We start from the raw sequence: 18289 nt of genomic DNA, 5'->3' as shown, positions 1-18289 counted from the left end.
CGTTAGGATGTCTGGGCTAAGAGATATGGACAGGTGCAGCTACAGGAGACAAAGGAGAAATATGGAGACAAAGGGTCAATGATCGAAGATGCCATTACCTCCTTAATCCAGGCCAAGCATTCAATGGCCCATGTGAAGACAGCAAAAGACTTTGCTCCTTCAACAGCCTTCGGACAAGCTCATAATGCCTTAGAATATGTATTGAATACGTACGTTGATGAATAATAATCCGGTTTAATGTTTAATCTAAGCAAAAAAGGGTACCTGCTCTAAAATCTGGGCAGGTACCAAATACAAGTTACTTGCAAATAAAGTGCTGTGTTAACAACTAGCTTTTCTTCTAAGAAATAAAGGGAAATTTTTTATTTGACGAGTATTCACATCTCTATTTCCATATCACACAAAGCACCATGTTTCACATATTTAATCAGTTTTGATGACTCCATCTGAACAATTTGTCTCCCGAGGTTATTTTGGAACCAGTTATCCTCCCTGATTCTATTATCATCAGCGGGACATAACGTAAAATTAATCCAGGAAGGCATATAAGTTTTTAAAGTGAGATGTAATCTTCTCATATGATAAGCGGACGTGACGACTAAAATCCTTTCCATTTTATATAATTTGAATTCTCTATCAAGGACTAGCATGGAAGCTAGAACATTTTCTAGTGTGTGTACGGATTGATCTTCGATTAATATATCTTTTTCAGGAACACCTAATGCGATTGCTGCGTTTTTCAGTTCAACGGCTTCTGAAAATGCATTCCCCTCCCACTTTACTCCACCAGAAAACAATATTTTGCTGGCTCTTCCTTGATTATATAATTCTACTGCTTTTGGTAAACGGTATTGTATGGCCTTGCTGCTGCCGGCTACAAATATACAATCACCATTTTTTTGATCATCTTCAATGTTTGAGAACAAAAGCCTTGTCATTTGATCATCAGAAAGTTTTACATCGTCTAATTCAGATATATACATTTGGCACCCCCTTTTTCATTTTGGGCAACCAGGCTTTTAAGAAATACTATTTATATTCATTATATTCTAAACAAATGAATGCATAAACCATGGCAAAAGTGGATTGTAAATTGTTTTATCATCGCATTGCAAACACTAGCTTTTAATAATATTATTTAATTTCTTTATAAAAGCCAAAAGGCTGCCTTATTTGGATATTTCAATCCAAAAAGACAGCCTTTTGTAACTTTCTACCACCGAGCCGTTAACATTTTCCGCCTCGTGTAAAATTCAACCCCGTCTGTTCCGTTTGCATGCAGATCCCCATAGAAGGAATTTTTCCAGCCGGAGAATGGGAAGAATGCCATTGGTGCTGGAACACCGATGTTAACTCCTAGCATGCCGACTTCAATATTTTCTCTGAAATAGCGGACATCACTGCCGTCTTGCGTGTATAAGCAGGCACCGTTGCCAAAGTCAGACTTGTTTGTTAGGGCAACCGCTTCTTCTAAGCTTTTCACTCTAACAATCGAGAGTACCGGAGCAAAGATTTCATCCTTCCAAATTTTCATGGATGAGTTTACATTATCAAAGATGGTCGGACCGATGAAATAGCCATTTTCATGCTGGTCCATGTCCAAACGGCCATCTCTAACCAGTGCGGCTCCCTCTTTGACACCACTTTCAATATAGCCAATTGTCCGCTCCCTATGCTCTTGGCGAATGACGGGACCAAGGAATACTTCATCCTCTAAGCCGTTCCCCATTTTAATTTCATCTGCAGCTTCTTTTAACTTTTCAATTAATGGTTCTGCCACCTCATCAACTGCAACAACAACAGAGCAGGCCATACATCTTTCACCGGCAGACCCATAGGCTGCACCAATGATTTCTTTCACTGCAATGTCTAAATCAGCACTTGGCATGACGATAGAGTGGTTTTTGGCACCGGCTAGCGCTTGAACACGTTTGCCATTCCCTGCAGCCGTTTTATACACATATTCTGCAACAGGCTGAGAGCCAACGAATGAAATAGCAGGAACATCTTCATGGCTAAGAAGACCATTCACGACATCATGGGCACCGTGAACGATATTTAATACACCATCAGGCAGACCAGCTTCTTGAAAAAGCTCAGCTAAGCGATTTGCTAGAAGCGGTGTTCTCTCTGATGGCTTTAAGATAAATGTATTTCCGCATGCAATGGCAAGCGGGAACATCCAGCATGGCACCATCATTGGAAAGTTAAATGGGGTAATTCCACCAACAACTCCTACTGGATAGCGATACATGCCTGATTCCATATTGGTTGCAATATCTGGCAGCTGTCTTCCCATCATTAAGGAAGGTGCACCTGCCGCAAACTCTACACACTCGATTCCTCGCTGTACTTCTCCTTGTGCTTCTTTGAAGCTTTTTCCATTTTCAAGCGTGACAAGCTTAGCAAGCTCATCCCAATGATCGACTAGCAATTGCTGATATTTGAATAAAACTCGTGCTCTCCTTGGTACTGGTGTTTTGCTCCATGTTTGAAAAGCTTCTTTAGCCGCTTTCACTGCATCTTGAACATCTTCTTGCGATGAAATCGGGACCTTTGCCAGCTCTTCTCCTGTAGCAGGGTTAGGAACTGATTGATAATGCTCTGTCTTCGCTTCCACCCAAACTCCGTTAATAAAATTCTTAATGACTTCTGTTGTAATCGCAGTCATCCTCTTTCCCTCCTCGTTTCATTGGACATTTATATTGATATTGTATTGATAGTTAAAACACTTTCGGTAAAGTTCCTCTAATTCACGATGAGTTGGAATCCTCGGATTATTGCCGGGGCTTCCACTTGCAATCGCATCACTTGCCATTTTACTAATGGCCTGTTGAAAGGCTGCCTCCTCGATTCCCCATCCTTTTAAATTCGGAATGTTTAAGGCTACACACAATTCTTTAACAGATGCTACAGCGAAATGGGCACCTTCCTCATTGGACATTCCCACTGAGTCCCCGGCAAAAATTCTCCCGAGATCTGCTAGGCGGTCAATACACGCCTCTTTACTGTATTCGAGAACGGCTGGCAGCAGCATGGCATTTGAATAGCCGTGCGGAACATGGAATAAGGCACCAATCGGTCTGGACATTCCATGCACTAGACAGACAGATGCATTCGAGAACGCCATTCCGGCTTGAAGCGAGCCTAGCGACATCGCCTCTCTTGCACTTAGATCGTCCCCATTCTCGTAAGCATTTTTAATATTTTTCACAATGAGATTCATAGCTGATAGAGCGAGGGTATCAGTCATCGGATGTGATCGCCTTGAAAGGTAAGCTTCAATAGCATGGCTTAAGGCGTCCACGCCTGTTGCCGCAGTAATACTCTTTGGTGATGAACAAGTCAGAAATGGATCAACAATCGCAGCTGCAGGCATGAAGGCAGGCTGTTTGATCATCATCTTGACGTCATTCCTTGTATTTGTAATGACTGTCGCATCAGTTGCCTCTGAGCCTGTTCCTGCCGTTGTTGGAATCGCAATATGCGGAATGGGTGGATTTGCGGCAATCTTTTTACCGCCCATATAGTCGCCAATATATCCGCCGTTCACAGCTAGAACGACAATAGCCTTTGCTGTATCTATACAGCTGCCGCCGCCAAGAGAAATGACCACATCACATTTTTCTTTAACGAAAATTTCTAATGATTCAGACACATATAGATCTGTCGGTTCTGTAGCTACACCCAAATATGCAACGCTTTCCACTCCATGAAGCTGGAGGATTCCTCTGCACTTACTGACATAGCCTAACTGCTCCATCATGTTATCACTTATGATGAGAGCCTTTTTTCCTCTTAATGCAGCTTCTTCGCCTACTTTTTCAAAAGATCCACTGCCATAAATAATGGTTTGCGGAGTTCTGAATACAGCTTGTTTTTCCAATGGCTTCACTCTCCTTCAATATATTTATTTATCTTGCAAGGAGCGTGCCAATTGAAAAACAGCATTGTATTAGAAAATATTGTTAATGATTTGTAGTTTTCATCCTACATATGTAGATTTTATGTAGTATAGTCACTACATATTAAAGCTATTGAATCCGATATTTTTTTAACTTTTGATATAAAGTTGTTCGATGAATGCCTAGAAGTTGGGCTGCCTTGGATTTATTGCCGCCTGCTTCTTTTAAAATTTTTGTAATCAATTCTATTTCTCTCTGCTCTCCAAGATTTTTAGCCTCTAGCAGTACGGAACACTTCTCACGGACGACAAAGTTAGGGTCATTGTCTTCCTTTTGCTCCGTCATAACTTCTTGCAAATGACTTTGATTTATGAATCCGCCATCGATTAGTGTGACCAATCTTTCAATCATATTCACCATTTCACGAATGTTGCCACGCCACTTATATTGCATAAGGAAAGAAACAGCCTCTGAAGTTAGTGTTTTCTTAGGAATTCCATATTTAACGCTAACGCTTGATAAATAATAGCCTAGTAGAATAGGAATATCCTGTTTTCGTTCCCTTAATGGCGGAATATGCAGGTGGATAATGTTTAACCGATAATAGAGATCCTCTCTAAATTGACCTTTCCTAACCAGATCCAATAGATTTCTATTCGTCGCAGCAATGATCCGAGCATGTATTTGATACTTCTCTACACTGCCAACACGCTCTGCCTCTTTTTCCTGAAGAACTCGTAGCAGCTTAGTTTGCATCGATAGCGGCATTTCTCCAATCTCATCTAAAAAGATTGTCCCATTTTTCGCTAGCTCAAATTTCCCTTGCTTTCCTCCTCTTTTCGCTCCTGTAAACGCCCCTTCCTCATAGCCAAATAGCTCTGATTCAAAAAGAGGCTCTGGGATCGCACCACAATTAATACTAATAAAAGGGCCACTTGAATAAGGGCTTAAATGATGAATGCTTTTCGCAAACATCTCTTTACCAGTTCCACTTTCACCAGTAATTAAGACCGTCGCTGATGTTCTCGCTGCCCTTCGTGCTAGTCGTTTAACCTCTGCAATTCCATCACTCACACCAAGTATCTGGTCCAGTGTGACTTCACATTCCGCTTCAGCCTTAAAGGAGGATTGATTGTATGATGGATCTTCAATATGATTCTTTTGCAAAGTTTCATAGAGTTTATAAACTTCCGTAACTCCTTCAAAAATTAGCATGCCTATAGCACCAGCCACTTTTCCATTATTCCAAATTGGAATGCGGTGGACGACCATATCCTGACCTTGAATATTTTGAATGACACCACGCTCAGGTATCGCCGTTTTGACTGTGACATGGAGATTCGTATTATCAATCACCTCTGTCACATGCCTGCCAATTGCATCCTTACGAGGTATACCTGTAAACCGGCTATATGCCTCATTAAATTCTAAAAGTATTCCATTTTCATCAACTACTGCGATTCCCTCATAGGCACTTTCTAAAATAATTCGTAAAACTTCTGCTGAGTTTTGCTTCTTCTGAAGCTTATGTATCATTTGAAATAATGCATCCATTGCATCTCTAGCCGTCAGAATGCCAACAACTTTACCGTGTTCATTCACAACTGGGAGCAGATCATATGGATACGCGGCAGCACTAAATACGGAATCCGTTGGCTTTACTGCAGCAACATCGTCTATAAGCGCGCTCCCTACATAAGCGTCGCCATTTCCTCCCTGTAAAAAATCAGCTAATATTTTTCTCGTTGTTACCATTCCGATGAATCGCTCACTCTCATCAATCACCGGCAGCTCATTTACGTTCAACTTTTTTAATATTTCACCTGCCTCCCTTACCGTATTACTCGCTAAAATACATTGTAGACATGGTTTCATCCAATTCCTGACATGAAAAAGCTCTTCTGCAAATTCAGGCTCATTATATTCATTGATCAATTGTTTTACAGACATGTGGAAGCCTCCCTGATAGATAAGATTGGCATTCGATTATTTATTTTATGACTTCTCTATTAATCCTAAATCATATTCACACACCGTATAAACCTTCTGTCATATATATTTTGTCTTAATAACATTCTAACCCTTTTTTTAGATAAATTGGAATAATGTTTCAATTAAACAATTAATCATAGTGGCCAGCAGAATAAATCATATAGCAAAAAAACAGAGGACAGCTAACCTAATTCAAGGCACTGTCCTCTTTAAGATCCATAATTAATTTTTAAGCCAATCATTAAAAAATTTCCGATAGCCTTCCTTCATAACGGTTGCAGAAAAGGCTTCGAATGCATAATCACGATTATCTTTGGAAGCTTTGATTGGAACAGAAGCCGCCATATTAACAAGCTCAAACCAGTTTTTTTCATTACCGGAAAAGGAATGCTTGGCACTAATATGATCATAACAAGGATGCTCAGGCTTAACGACAATTTTCCCCATTGCTAGGGCTTCCGTCAGCGGCATCGCAAATGTATCAAAACGCGAGCAGCTCCAATATACCTTTGCCGAATTCATTAAGCTGAAAATTTCATCCTGTGATAGTGCGAATTGCAGCTTAATATTACTTGGAATATCATACTTTTTCATAGTTTCCCTGTAGCGCTCTCCGCCAAAAACCATATACACTTCCTTATCCGGATTTTTTCTTGCATATTCAAGTACCAAATCCGGTCGCCGATTTTCCTCATCACGGCCAATCCAAAGAATACGATTATCTATAACCTGACTTGGATCATAATGTTTCTTAGCAAGCGTTTCGTTGAAGCCAATTGGAATAACAGTCACATCCTGAACGCCAAAATGGCGGGCCATTTCCCTTTTCAAAAATTCTGTCTGCACAATCGCTTTATCGACAATTTGGTAAAATGGCTTCATCATTTCATAGCCTGTTAATGCTGGATCTGGAAAGCTATGAGGAAATAAAACACTTTTTTCTAAAAACATTTTTAAGTATGTAAATCCTGAAACGGTGTAGATGACATGCTCAATTTTTTGCGAATGAATTTGATCTAATACGATGTCATAGTTTACGAGATCGCCTTTTTCATGCTCATATCCAGGTAACCAATCGTATCCGCTGACATGCCGTTCAGGTGAGATAAAAACAATTTCAACACCTAGCTCCTCTCCGATCGCTTTAAGACGGTCCGCGAAGACGCGAGGGCCTTGTGCCTCGGTAAATTGGATTTTCCTCATAACGAGTCCAACTTTTGTCATAGTAAAACCTCCATTTGTCTGATATAAGATCCTGTTTTAACTCTTCTCCACATTGAATCAAATTTGTTATCGTTTCAGACATTTGCCCAATTAATTGCGTTTTTGGCCATTTTGATGCGTTTCTTTCTAAATCTCCCTGGATTAAAAGCATCATCCATAACGAAAAGGCTGAGGAGAACAAGAAATACTCCTGTTTAAAAGAAAATTTTTCTTCTTGTGGTAAATTTGTTTTTATAAAATAATGTTCAAGAAGCAGATTACGCAGCCCCTTGTTCATTCCTTTTGGAAAATCCGGATGAGAAATATCCAGGAAGTGATACAAATCCCAATACGGGGAATTTATATGGGCATGCTCCCAGTCGATAATGACTACTCTCTTTCCCGTCTGTCCATAATTCCCTTGGTGCAAATCACCATGGGAAAGGACCTTTTTGTTTGAAAAACGATGGTTTTCTAGCATGCTGAAAATAGTATCTAACATTTTTTCAGCAATGCCATACTGAACCGAAATGTCCTGTAATTTCTGTTTAAGTATAAAAAGGTGCTGAACCATTTCTTCAATGAATGGTTTTGGCCCCTTCAATGGCTCGCTCATAAAATTTTCTACCGGGATGGAATGCCAATTGGCCATTAAATCAATCACCTTGTAAGCAATATCCTCATTAAACCGATGTGATATTTTTCCTAAATCTTCAAAAATAATCCAATTATTATCTGTATGTTCATCTATAGAATATGCCATAATTTTTGGAAAAATCGGCGGCAGCTTAGCTAGCAAATGATTATGTATCCAGACTTCTTTGCCAATTTGTGATGAATTCGTTAGAGGTTTAAATATATAGCTTTCTCGAGAATTCATAAAGAACCGCTCTACAAATCGACCATTCATCCCCTGATAGATTTCTTCTTTTCTGTATATCGCCTTCTGATTCAATGTACCATTTGGCCATACTACTGAGGTAAACAAATGATGACCTCCTGCTCATTAGATGTTGAATAGTACTATATGTCTATTGTTTTATTGTAGCATGAAATATTTATAAGGAAAGTGTTTGAAATTCGGTGTATTTTTTACAAAAGAAAAGCGCATACGCCTTGTTCACCCCCGACAAGCACAAGACGAGTCTCACGGAAAGGTGTACTGTTCCTTTCTGGGAGGATTGGCTTGTGACCTCGAGGGGGTAGGCGCTGGAGCTAGACATTTCTCAAACTCAAAAATGTTATTCTTTCATATTTCATAAAAAATAGCCTCCCCAAAAGAGAAGACCATCCTTCCTGCTCACTATTTTCCTGCTGGTACAGTAATAAGAAAAGTCGTTCCTTTTCCTTTTTCACTGTCCACATGAATTTTGCCATTTAATTTGCTGATCGTACTATAGACCATCAGCATTCCTAGACCAGTCCCTTCTTTTTTCGTAGAATAATACGGTCTCCCTAATTGTGAAATCTCTTCCTCAGTCATCCCAATTCCCGTATCCTTAATTTGTATTTCAATGGCCTTCTTTTTCTCCGTAACATCAATGGCAAGAGTTCCGCCTGTATCTTTCATCGCTTCAATCGCGTTTTTATATAGATTAATCAAGCATTGCTGAACTTGATTATTATCGTATGTAACCTTCTTCTTATTATGATAGTCCAATTCGATATTGACCTGATGCATATTGGCATACGGGATCAAGATATTTCTTGCATATTCAATTTCATTTTTGAGATTTGAAGTTACCATGTTCTGACTTTGCGGTCTCGAAAACGCTAGAAATTCGCTAACAATTCCTTCAGCCCGTTTTAATTCATTTAAAGATATGTCAATATACCGTTTATCCTCCTGGGAAATGCTCTTTGATTCTTGCAGAAGCTGCAGAAATCCGTTCGTGACGGTAAGCGGATTTCTAATTTCATGTGCGACACTCGCAGCTAAATCACTCATGACTTCAAATTTCTCAGACTGAAATAATAATTCACGCTCCTGTCTGTTCGCAATGATTTGCTCAATCAAAATCATAATAATGAACATCACGAACGCATGAGTCAGGATCGTGTGGTATGCCATCGTCCAGTATTCATCATTCAATGCCGGTAAAAAGGCAATAAGGGTTATAAGATAGAAGATCATTGTCATAACCGCAGCAGAGACAGCACACAAAATTCGTTTCTTTGGAGACTGTTTCAAAAACCATTTATTGAATAATGGGACAACGATAAAAATAATCGTCGAGAAAGCAAGGGATTGAAGAGAACCATGCCCGCCGATATAGAATCGATATAGATTTAACACAATATACAGTATCGACGTATACTTATATCCTGAGAAAAGAGCAAAAATAATAAATGGAATATAACGCAGATCTACATTATAGCCAATTTCTAATACAATCGGGTACTTCATGCAAAGCAACATCGAAATCATGCTTAATATGATTAAGATGGCCTTATAGTATGTAATAAATCGTTTTTCGAAAAACAATAAAAAAAATAAGACCGGTAATAATAGAATAAGGATATTGATCAAAAAAGTCTCTAGCAAGTTGTACCACCTTTTACTTATGAAATAAAAAACTATGATCATCATTATAGCAATATTTACGACACAAGTTTAAAAATTTCTTTCTTGAGGTCAAAAAAAAGACAGCTATTCATTATAGTCTGTCCTCACTTATTTATTTTGTTCTATTTTAAAAACATCTTTATTTTTTTCAAGCCATTTTTCACGTTAGGGTAGCGAAAAGGAATATCGAATAACGTTGTTTGTTTTAGGACACTCTTTTTGTGTGAAAATGTGTCAAAGCTGCCTTTGCCATGATAAGCACCAATACCGCTGCTTTTCACACCTCCGAAAGGAAGATACGGTGAAGCAAAATGATAGACGGTATCGTTTATACATCCTCCGCCGAATGAAACTCGGTTTAATACTTCCTGTTGAATCTTTTCATCCTCTGTAAATAGATAGAGTGACAATGGATGGGGATGATTGTGAATGCCATCGATGACTTCAGATAGTTCTTTAAACTCCATTACAGGAAGAATCGGTCCAAAGATTTCATCCTTCATAATGGGATCATTCCATGTAATTTTCGTTAATATGGTTGGCTCGATCATGAGAGAATCCTTGTTAGTGCTTCCACCAATTACAATTTCTCCATTGCTAAGGAAGGAACTTAAGCGATTGAAATGCTTCTCGTTTACAATTCGAGTGAAATCTTGGTTATTGAGCGGATTCTGTCCATATAATTCTGTTATGGATTCCTGTAAATGGCTGAGGAATTCTTTCTTTATGTCATTATGTACATATAAATAATCAGGGGCTATACAGGTTTGGCCCGCATTTATGAATTTTCCCCACGCGATTCGTTTAGCAGCCAGCTTTATATTCGCATCTTTGTATACAATACACGGGCTTTTTCCGCCGAGTTCTAATGTAATCGGTGTTAGATTTTTCGCCGCTGCCTCCATAATTACCTTTCCAACAGGTACACTCCCGGTAAAAAAGATGTAATCCACCTTTTCACTTAGCAGCGCTTGACTCGTCTCTACCCCTCCCTGCACGACGGCTACATACTCTTCTGGAAAAATTTCAGCGATGAGCTTTGCTAATAATTGAGACGTAACCGGTGTTAATTCGGATGGTTTGATAATTGCGCAATTTCCTGCCGCAATCGCCCCAATTAACGGAGCAATCGCCAGCTGAAAAGGATAATTCCATGGAGAAATAATTAAAGCCACTCCGTAAGGTTCAGAATAAATATAGCTTGTCGAACCAATATGGGTTATAGGTGTTTTCACTTTTTCCGGCTTTGCCCATTTACGTAAATGTTTAAGGGCATTTTTTGTTTCCTCCAGCATTACACCAATTTCCGTAGTATACGCATCAAATTCAGATTTATTAAGATCTGCCTTCAGTGCTATCATTAAATCCCGTTCATAATTTTTGATGGCGTTTCTTAATTTTGTTAGAACTTCAATTCGAAATCCAACATCCTTTGTTTGATCTGTTTTAAAAAATCTTTGTTGTTTTTCAATAATGGTGCGAATATGTTCCAATGATTTCCCTCCCTGCCTTCTGTTCCATCGTATCTTCATTTTCACCTAAGTCAATCACATCTGCCAATTCAGCCAAACACTGATGAGCGGCTTCACCATAATAGTCTAATACATATGGCATAATAATGGCATTTGCGAGACCATGTGGAACCGAATAGAAGCCGCCTAGCGTATGAGCAATCGCATGAACATAACCAACATAGGCACGGGTAAAAGCAAGCCCCGCCAAATAAGCAGCTTTTTGCATATTCGTGCGAGCAATAATGTTCTCCCCGTTGGAATAGGCCTCATAAAGATTTTCAAATATTAGCTTAACCGCTTCTTTAGCGTATTGCTCAGTTTCTTCGGTATTGCTCTTTCCAATATAAGCTTCGACCGCATGAGTTAAGGCATCCATGCCTGTCGTTGCGGTTAGATGAGGCGGCAGATTAACGGTTATAAGCGGATCAAGAACCGCATATTGCGGAATAAGCGACATGTCATTTATCGCATACTTTTCAAGAGTGGCACTGTCAGACACAACGGAAACAACAGTCGCTTCACTTCCGGTTCCAGCCGTGGTCGGTACGGCAAACAAAGGCAGGATCGGTCTCCTGATTTTCAGCTCGCCTCTCATTTGCGGAATCGTTTTGTTTGGCCTTGCTTCACGCGCTCCCACTCCCTTGGCACAATCGATTGCTGATCCACCACCTAATGCGATGATTCCCTTTGAATTACTATTTTTATATAGTATGAGCGCTTCCTCTATATTTGCTATCGTAGGATTGGGAACAGTTTTGTCATAGATTATATAGTCTATTTTCTCTTGCTGGAGACCTTCTAGTAACGGAATCATTAGCCCTAATGAGGAAATCTGTTTATCCGTAACGATGAGGACACTGCTAATCCCTTTACTTTTTATAAGTGCTGGAAGTTTACTCAGGCTTTTTTCTCCCTCTAATAATTCAGGTTGACGCCAGGGTAGCATTCGAGAAACGATACGGAACGCCCCCTGGTAGACTCTGCAATACCAGTAAAACATATCATCATCACCTATTTTCAGTGTTTTGGATCAGGCGTAATTTCTTTACTATATTTATTCATTCTAATCGGGGGGAAATCCTGTTTTTAGGGCAACTTTGAGAGGGGGGTGTTTTGTTTTTACAATTATTTTTATACTTGATGTACCTTTCTCAGTTTTCCTTGTCTAAAGGACAGCTTTCTCATATTTCATCTGTACAATGGTCTTTTAAACTCGGCTAGTGGACAACTTTCTCGGTTTTCATCTGTACTTTGGTCTTTTAAACTGATCTAGTGGACAACTTTTTCTTTTCTCACCCGTATCATAGTCTTTTAAACTGATCTAATGGACAACTTTCTCTTTTTTCTCCTGTACTATGGTCTTTTAAACTGATCTAGTGGACAACTTTTTCTTTTCTCACCCGTATCATGGTCTTTTAAACTGATCTAGTGGACAACTTTTTCATTTCTCACCCGTATCATGGTCTTTTAAACTGATCTAGTGGACAACTTTCTCTTTTTTCTCCTGTACTACGGTCTTTTAAACTGATCTAGTGGACAACTTTTTCATTTCTCACCCGTATCATGGTCTTTTAAACTGATCTAGTGGACAACTTTTTCATTTTTCACTCGTACTATGGTCTTTTAAACTGATCTAATGGACAACTTTTTCATTTTTCACTCGTACTATGGTCTTTTAAACTAATCTAAAAGTCTACTTTCTCATATTTTACTTTCATATGGTCTTTTGAAGTGTATTTTGAGGAAATTCTTTCAATAAATTAACTTTCAATGTCTATTAATTTTGTATTGGCCTTAAAATATAGTATTTACACTATTTCTTCTATTAATCTTTCTTCCCGATAAAATAACTATGTCTCCCTCCCCCGACCATGGTATATTCTTTCTGCAAAATTCTCCTGATACTTCGTTTCGAACGAACACCGCCGCACCATTCATAAATCACTAATGTCGTGATCTTCTTCTCTGGAAACAGCAGCTCAAACTCTTCTATATTTCTCAAAATGGACGAGGCTGTTTTCTCCTGCTCCCCGCATTGACGACACATAAAGTATTCACCTCTGCTTTCTTCCATAAAGGAATGACAATAACGGCATGGGATTCCTTTTCTCAGTTCTTCCCAGCGATAGCTTGGAGTTCTTTTGTAAGGGGATTTAGGAATATGAAGGGTGACTAGCTTTTCGGCGAGACTCATGTGGCTAGCGTTAATTTGGGATTTACCGGAATTAAGTCTTTGAATGAAGCGCGGCAGCTGTGGGAGATAAATAATTGGCAGATTTCGAGGTGCTTGGTATAAGAAGAATTCAGGGTTAATGAAGCAAACGAAGGATTCTATCGAAGTTTTGAAACCTAAATCTTTTAGCAGTCTTCTTAGCAGTGATTCACTCCGATTTATTTGAATCATCGGGTTATTTATTTCTTTATTGGAAGCAGTGAACCAGAGGTCTCCTTCCAAGTAATGATCTCCCTCATTATTTTTAATTTCAAAAATATACATCGTCTCAGGAGAAATGACCAGAGTGTCAATTTGAAACAACGTACTATTGCTTTCCAGCAGCAAATCATTGAGAATAAGCCAATCATCTGGAATTTTCTTCATCCATTCGTCAAATTGCAGCTCCCCCTTATAACCTTTTTCTGAATGAGCTAATTGATTTCTATCTGCTTCTGATAAATTCATTCTTTTGTTCAAATATCTTAATTCCGTCAATTCCTCTGGTTCACGACGTTTTTTAAAATTCATTCTCCTCACCTTTTCATCATTAATTTTATAAGTCAGGCGAAAATCTCGCATCTACCTATCCTCAACAACAAATCCATCCATTTCACTAAAAGAAATCCACAATGTCTTAAAAATAAACACCGTTGAATGACTATCAATGACAAATGGCAGGCCGTCAATAATCAAGTGAATATCGTTCTCCCTTGCCCCATCCAGGGACAATTTAAACTCAACACTGCCTCAACAATCGCCTGTAGGATACGATTTTAAGCGAATTGAAACTTTTTCAGTGTCCACCGTTTCTTTTAATTTATCGACTGCCCCTGCAGATAATTTTATCGATAGCTGTTCCAATTTATATCCCCCTTTAAATGTTAACCTAAATAAAAATAAGTTGACAAAAGAATTTTCAACACATTAAAATTAAACTACAAAACTATTAATTGTTGGAGATGACTTATGAAAAATAAAGAGATTACATACGTTGCTTTATTTGCTGCTATTATGGGAGCTCTAGGAGTAGTTCCACCTATCTTTTTATCATTCACACCTGTGCCGATCACTTTGCAAACACTTGGTGTTCTACTAGCTGGCGGAATTTTGGGTGCTAGACTTGGCGGAATCAGTCTAACTTTATTCTTGCTGTTAGTTGCTGCAGGGGTTCCGTTATTATCCGGAGGCCGCGGCGGTATTGGAGTATTCTTTGGGCCAAGCGCAGGCTACTTAATTTCGTATCCTATTACCGCATTTTGCTTAGGATATTTATTGTCGAAATTCAAGAATTTAAAGCTACAGCATGTATTGCTTGTTAATCTTACTGTTGGTATATTCTTAATATACTTAATTGGTATCCCTGTTCAAGCCTTTATGATGGACATTACCGTTCCAGCCGCTATAAAATTAAGTTTAGTATATATTCCCGGGGATACGATAAAAGCGATTATCGCTTCCTTATTAGTATACAGGCTACGAAAGCATCCTGTCTTTAAACAAAGAATAGCTAATACAACGGAGACACTTTAATATGTGTCTCTTTTTTACATAATGGATCTATGAAAGAAGGAGATATTTTGAATCTTATTACAGATTACTATGAGAAGCATGCTAAAGACTTTCCAGAAAAAATAGCGATTCAAACAGCTTCCTGTAAAATTAGCTACCAAAATTGGGCTGAGCGAATAAAGAAAACAGCAAATTGGCTTGAGTCTCTCAATCTGCCAAAAAAGACAGTCGGCATTCTCCTCCCAAATGGAATTCCTTTTCTGCAAATTTTCGCTGGAGCTGCAAGTGCTGGCTGGACAGCTGTTCCCCTGGATATGAAGTGGAAGGAAGCTGAATTAGAAAAACGCCTGTTGCTAGCAGCACCATCACTCATCATTACGATTGATGAACTCGTACCTTCTATTAAATATGCAAATGTTCGAACATGGGATAGCTGCAGCAATGAAATCAATCAAATGAATACCATATTTCAAAAACCAATAGGAAATCCGCCATTTTACATGGGTTTTACCTCAGGCACAACAGGAAACCCAAAAGCATTTATCCGCTCACATGAATCCTGGATTGAAAGCTTTACGTGCAATCGAATAGATTTCAACCTAAAAGAATCCGAGCATGTTCTCATACCAGGCGCCTTAATTCATTCGCACTTTCTCTACGGTGCAATTAGTACACTTGCCTTAGGCGGAACCGTATATTTACTGGAGAAATTCTCGCCATTACAAGTATTAGATCTTTTACAAACAAAAACGATCAGTACTATTTTTGTTGTACCAACAATGATTGAAGCTCTACTTCAATTAAATTATAAAATCGATGCACCTTTTACGATTCTATCTTCTGGAGCGAAATGGACTGAGCATTCAAAGAAAAAAATCATAGATATGTTCCCACAAATAGAGTTATTCGAATTTTACGGAGCAAGCGAGCTTAGCTTTGTTTCCTATTTATCTACTAGTCTAGGGATGGACAAAGCGGGCTCCGTCGGCAAACCTTGTACGGGAGTGGAAGTTCAAATTCGGAAAGCGGATAATCAGATTGCTCAGCCCCAAGAAACTGGAAAAATATTTGTTAGAAGCAAATTGATTTTTACAGGATATTTAGACCCTGAAACACACGCAATTCAAACCATTCAAGATGAAAATGGATGGGCTACTGTTAATGATATGGGGTATTTAGATGAGGATGGCTTCCTTTATATAGCTGGCCGTGAGAATAATATGATTATCTATGGAGGCATTAATATTTTTCCTGAGGAAGTCGAAACCATCCTCGCTCTCCATCCGGATGTTGAGGAAGTGGCTGTCATTGGTGTTTCCAATTCCTACTGGGGACAAATCGTTACAGCAGTTATCAAAGGTCATGCAGAGAAGCTAGAGTTGAAGCGATTGTGTAAACGCCACTTATCCGCCTACAAAACTCCGCGAAAGTGGTATTTTCTAGATGAACTCCCTTATACAACAAGCGGTAAAATAGCCAGATCAGAATTAAAGGAAATGATAGAAAGGAAGGAAGGTGAAAAGCGATTAAACGTGCAGTGATTGTCCAAGCAAAAAGAACCCCGATTGGGAAAAAGAATGGGATTTTTAAAGATGATGATCCGTCCAAGCTTGCTGCTCCAGTCCTTCGTACATTAGCTAACGGTATAGAAGAAAAAGTTAATGATGTCATCTTAGGCAATGTTGTCGGTCCTGGCGGAAATATTGCACGGGTCTCTGCTTTAGAGGCAGGGCTCCCCCTTTCTGTTCCGGGTCTCACGATAGACCGTCAATGCAGTGCTGGTCTAGAAGCGATTAGAATGGGGTGTTATTTTATACAAGGAGGAGCAGGTACCTGCTATATTGCGGGTGGTGTAGAAAGTACAAGCACTTCACCTTTTCCTCAAAGAGCCCGCTTCTCTCCAGAACACATTGGCGATCCAGGTATGGGAATTGCCGCAGAATATGTTGCCCAAAAATTCGAAATTTCTAGGGAAGAGCAAGATCAATATGCCAGACTTAGTTATGAAAGAAGCTGGGAAGCTTTTCAAAAAGGGAGATTTAGCGAGGAAATTATCCCCATCGACGAAATTCACGATGACGAAGAATTTTTAAGGAAAAGAAATATTGATGCACTATTAAATAGAGCTCGGCCGATTTTTATGAAAGAAAATGGGACAGTGACTGCCGCGAATAGCTGTGGAATTCATGATGGTGCTGCTGCCGTTATGATCATGGAGGAAAATACGGCTGCACAGTATGGATTCAAACCAGTGCTCCGCTTTGTCGATAGTGAAGTTACAGGTGTACATCCGAATTTCCCTGGCTATTCTCCAGTCCCGGCTATTCAAGCTCTGCTTAAGAGACAATCGCTTACTATCGATGATATTGATTTAATAGAAATAAATGAGGCTTTTGCTTCTAAAGTCATTGCTTGTGCAAGAGAGCTTTCTATCCCCTATCAAAGGCTTAATTCTTGTGGAGGTGCGCTGACAATGGGTCATCCTTATGGTGCATCCGGCGCGATCATGATGACAAGACTATTTTATGAGGTGCAAAGGCATCCTGATATTAGATATGTTCTAGCTTCCATAGGAAGTGGCGGCGGAATCGGCGTGGCAGCACTATTTGAGGTGATTGTATGATTTCAGAAGAAATCGAAGTTGTATTTTCTAAGGAAGATGTTCAGCAATTTGTGCAAATTCTTGGTGATCCTAATCCTATTTATCAATCAATAGAAGGAGCAAAATCAAGTGGACTTCCGACGATTCCTCTCCCTCCTGCAATGCCGGCAATCACCTATAAATGGATAACGGCGCCTTGGGAGTTGAAGCCTCCTGTTATCCATCGAAAACAGGAATGCAGAATTGAGCAGCCGATGTTTATTGACCAAAAATACAAAGCTGTTGTAACACTAGATCGAAATGATGTTCGTGGCGAGAATACTTTTGTTCAGCAATCACTAAAAATATTTGATCTTGAAGGAAAGCTTTATTTTCAAGGAATATCACATTTGATTGCAGGCGGTGTGAAATGAAATCCGTTACTTTTAAAATAACCCAACAGGATATAGAACAATATGCCCTGCTTTCCGGAGATTTCAACCCTATTCATTTAGATAAGGAAGCGGCAAATTCCCATGGGTTTCCTGACAAAATCGCACATGGAATGATGACTATGGCGAAGGTATGGAGCGTGATTTCTCAGGAAGCAACCCTTTCTCATTCAGTACCACTAATATATGACATGACTTTTAGTGCACCGGTCTATATTAATGATGAAGTAACCATTACTTTTATGGAACAGTATCCTACCCTTCGTTATGAAGGAAAATGCAAAAGTAAAATCGTAGCTAAAGGAAAAATTATTTTAAATGAAAAATAATAAAGGCTGCACATCTTGGCAGC

At 39.2% G+C, this 18289-nt stretch carries 16 protein-coding genes; 6 read left to right on the top strand and 10 right to left on the bottom strand.

Annotated elements, in window-relative coordinates:
* Window positions 1-33 precede the first annotated feature (33 nt).
* Window positions 34-225 carry a hypothetical protein gene (locus H0173_RS05865; RefSeq protein ID WP_221845418.1) on the top strand — a complete coding sequence of 64 codons (192 nt, stop codon included), beginning with the start codon at window positions 34-36 and terminating at the stop codon, window positions 223-225.
* 152 nt (window positions 226-377) lie between these two features.
* On the opposite strand, the gene H0173_RS05860 is transcribed toward H0173_RS05865, so the two are convergent.
* The 10 genes from H0173_RS05860 to H0173_RS05815 all read right to left on the bottom strand — a co-directional run bounded on the left by H0173_RS05860 (window position 378) and on the right by H0173_RS05815 (window position 13923).
* A complete protein-coding gene (locus H0173_RS05860; RefSeq protein ID WP_221845417.1) occupies window positions 378-983 on the bottom strand; it encodes a YdcF family protein in 606 nt (201 codons plus the stop codon).
* A gap of 230 nt (window positions 984-1213) precedes the next feature.
* The gene (locus H0173_RS05855) at window positions 1214-2671 is read right to left on the bottom strand and encodes a CoA-acylating methylmalonate-semialdehyde dehydrogenase (RefSeq protein ID WP_221845416.1); all 1458 of its coding nucleotides are present in this window, start codon (window positions 2669-2671) and stop codon (window positions 1214-1216) included.
* Between the two features lie 18 nt (window positions 2672-2689).
* Window positions 2690-3886: an iron-containing alcohol dehydrogenase gene (locus H0173_RS05850; RefSeq protein WP_221845415.1), complete on the bottom strand. Its 1197-nt coding sequence runs from the start codon at window positions 3884-3886 to the stop codon at window positions 2690-2692.
* A 148-nt stretch (window positions 3887-4034) separates the two neighbouring features.
* Window positions 4035-5855 (bottom strand): sigma-54-dependent Fis family transcriptional regulator, encoded by a 1821-nt coding sequence (locus H0173_RS05845; RefSeq protein WP_221845414.1) that lies wholly within the window; start codon window positions 5853-5855, stop codon window positions 4035-4037.
* A 264-nt stretch (window positions 5856-6119) separates the two neighbouring features.
* Window positions 6120-7121: a glycosyltransferase gene (locus H0173_RS05840; protein WP_221845413.1), complete on the bottom strand. Its 1002-nt coding sequence runs from the start codon at window positions 7119-7121 to the stop codon at window positions 6120-6122.
* Window positions 7042-8088 carry an aminoglycoside phosphotransferase family protein gene (locus H0173_RS05835; protein WP_221845412.1) on the bottom strand — a complete coding sequence of 349 codons (1047 nt, stop codon included), beginning with the start codon at window positions 8086-8088 and terminating at the stop codon, window positions 7042-7044. The genes H0173_RS05840 and H0173_RS05835 overlap by 80 nt, the downstream gene beginning before the upstream one ends.
* Before the next feature lie 315 nt (window positions 8089-8403).
* A complete protein-coding gene (locus H0173_RS05830) occupies window positions 8404-9645 on the bottom strand; it encodes an ATP-binding protein (RefSeq protein ID WP_221845411.1) in 1242 nt (413 codons plus the stop codon).
* A 143-nt stretch (window positions 9646-9788) separates the two neighbouring features.
* Window positions 9789-11159, bottom strand: coding sequence for an aldehyde dehydrogenase (locus H0173_RS05825; RefSeq protein WP_221845410.1), 1371 nt, complete (start codon window positions 11157-11159; stop codon window positions 9789-9791).
* Complete coding sequence (locus tag H0173_RS05820; RefSeq protein ID WP_221845409.1) at window positions 11134-12180, bottom strand: iron-containing alcohol dehydrogenase; 1047 nt, start codon at window positions 12178-12180, stop codon at window positions 11134-11136. Before H0173_RS05820 ends, H0173_RS05825 begins: the two co-directional genes overlap by 26 nt.
* Before the next feature lie 825 nt (window positions 12181-13005).
* Window positions 13006-13923 carry a nuclease-related domain-containing protein gene (locus H0173_RS05815; protein ID WP_221845408.1) on the bottom strand — a complete coding sequence of 306 codons (918 nt, stop codon included), beginning with the start codon at window positions 13921-13923 and terminating at the stop codon, window positions 13006-13008.
* 438 nt (window positions 13924-14361) lie between these two features.
* On the opposite strand from H0173_RS05815, the gene H0173_RS05810 reads away from it, so the two are divergent.
* Genes H0173_RS05810 through H0173_RS05790 form a run of 5 tightly spaced genes read left to right on the top strand, consistent with a single transcriptional unit; the run spans window position 14362 to window position 18266 of the window.
* Window positions 14362-14925 (top strand): biotin transporter BioY, encoded by a 564-nt coding sequence (locus tag H0173_RS05810; RefSeq protein WP_221845407.1) that lies wholly within the window; start codon window positions 14362-14364, stop codon window positions 14923-14925.
* Between the two features lie 47 nt (window positions 14926-14972).
* Window positions 14973-16445 carry an AMP-binding protein gene (locus H0173_RS05805; protein ID WP_260631044.1) on the top strand — a complete coding sequence of 491 codons (1473 nt, stop codon included), beginning with the start codon at window positions 14973-14975 and terminating at the stop codon, window positions 16443-16445.
* On the top strand, window positions 16430-17527 hold the full coding sequence (locus tag H0173_RS05800; protein WP_221845675.1) for an acetyl-CoA C-acyltransferase: 1098 nt from the start codon (window positions 16430-16432) through the stop codon (window positions 17525-17527). The genes H0173_RS05805 and H0173_RS05800 overlap by 16 nt, the downstream gene beginning before the upstream one ends.
* Window positions 17524-17919 carry a MaoC family dehydratase gene (locus H0173_RS05795; RefSeq protein WP_221845405.1) on the top strand — a complete coding sequence of 132 codons (396 nt, stop codon included), beginning with the start codon at window positions 17524-17526 and terminating at the stop codon, window positions 17917-17919. The genes H0173_RS05800 and H0173_RS05795 overlap by 4 nt, the downstream gene beginning before the upstream one ends.
* Window positions 17916-18266 (top strand): MaoC/PaaZ C-terminal domain-containing protein, encoded by a 351-nt coding sequence (locus H0173_RS05790; RefSeq protein ID WP_221845404.1) that lies wholly within the window; start codon window positions 17916-17918, stop codon window positions 18264-18266. Before H0173_RS05795 ends, H0173_RS05790 begins: the two co-directional genes overlap by 4 nt.
* Window positions 18267-18289: the final 23 nt, after the last annotated feature.

This window comes from Bacillus sp. S/N-304-OC-R1 (genome assembly GCF_019749375.1).
Classification (GTDB): domain Bacteria; phylum Bacillota; class Bacilli; order Bacillales; family Cytobacillaceae; genus Cytobacillus.
This window is presented reverse-complemented; position numbering and strand designations above follow the sequence as displayed.

Bases quoted from the DNA above. Each gene is read 5' to 3' on its own strand.
- H0173_RS05860 (WP_221845417.1), bottom strand. From the start codon at position 983: ATGTATATATCTGAATTAGACGATGTAAAACTTTCTGATGATCAAATG.
- H0173_RS05855 (WP_221845416.1), bottom strand. From the start codon at position 2,671: ATGACTGCGATTACAACAGAAGTCATTAAGAATTTTATTAACGGAGTT.
- H0173_RS05845 (WP_221845414.1), bottom strand. From the start codon at position 5,855: ATGTCTGTAAAACAATTGATCAATGAATATAATGAGCCTGAATTTGCA.
- H0173_RS05840 (WP_221845413.1), bottom strand. From the start codon at position 7,121: ATGACAAAAGTTGGACTCGTTATGAGGAAAATCCAATTTACCGAGGCA.
- H0173_RS05820 (WP_221845409.1), bottom strand. From the start codon at position 12,180: ATGTTTTACTGGTATTGCAGAGTCTACCAGGGGGCGTTCCGTATCGTT.
- H0173_RS05815 (WP_221845408.1), bottom strand. From the start codon at position 13,923: ATGAATTTTAAAAAACGTCGTGAACCAGAGGAATTGACGGAATTAAGA.
- H0173_RS05810 (WP_221845407.1), top strand. From the start codon at position 14,362: ATGAAAAATAAAGAGATTACATACGTTGCTTTATTTGCTGCTATTATG.
- H0173_RS05795 (WP_221845405.1), top strand. From the start codon at position 17,524: ATGATTTCAGAAGAAATCGAAGTTGTATTTTCTAAGGAAGATGTTCAG.
- H0173_RS05790 (WP_221845404.1), top strand. From the start codon at position 17,916: ATGAAATCCGTTACTTTTAAAATAACCCAACAGGATATAGAACAATAT.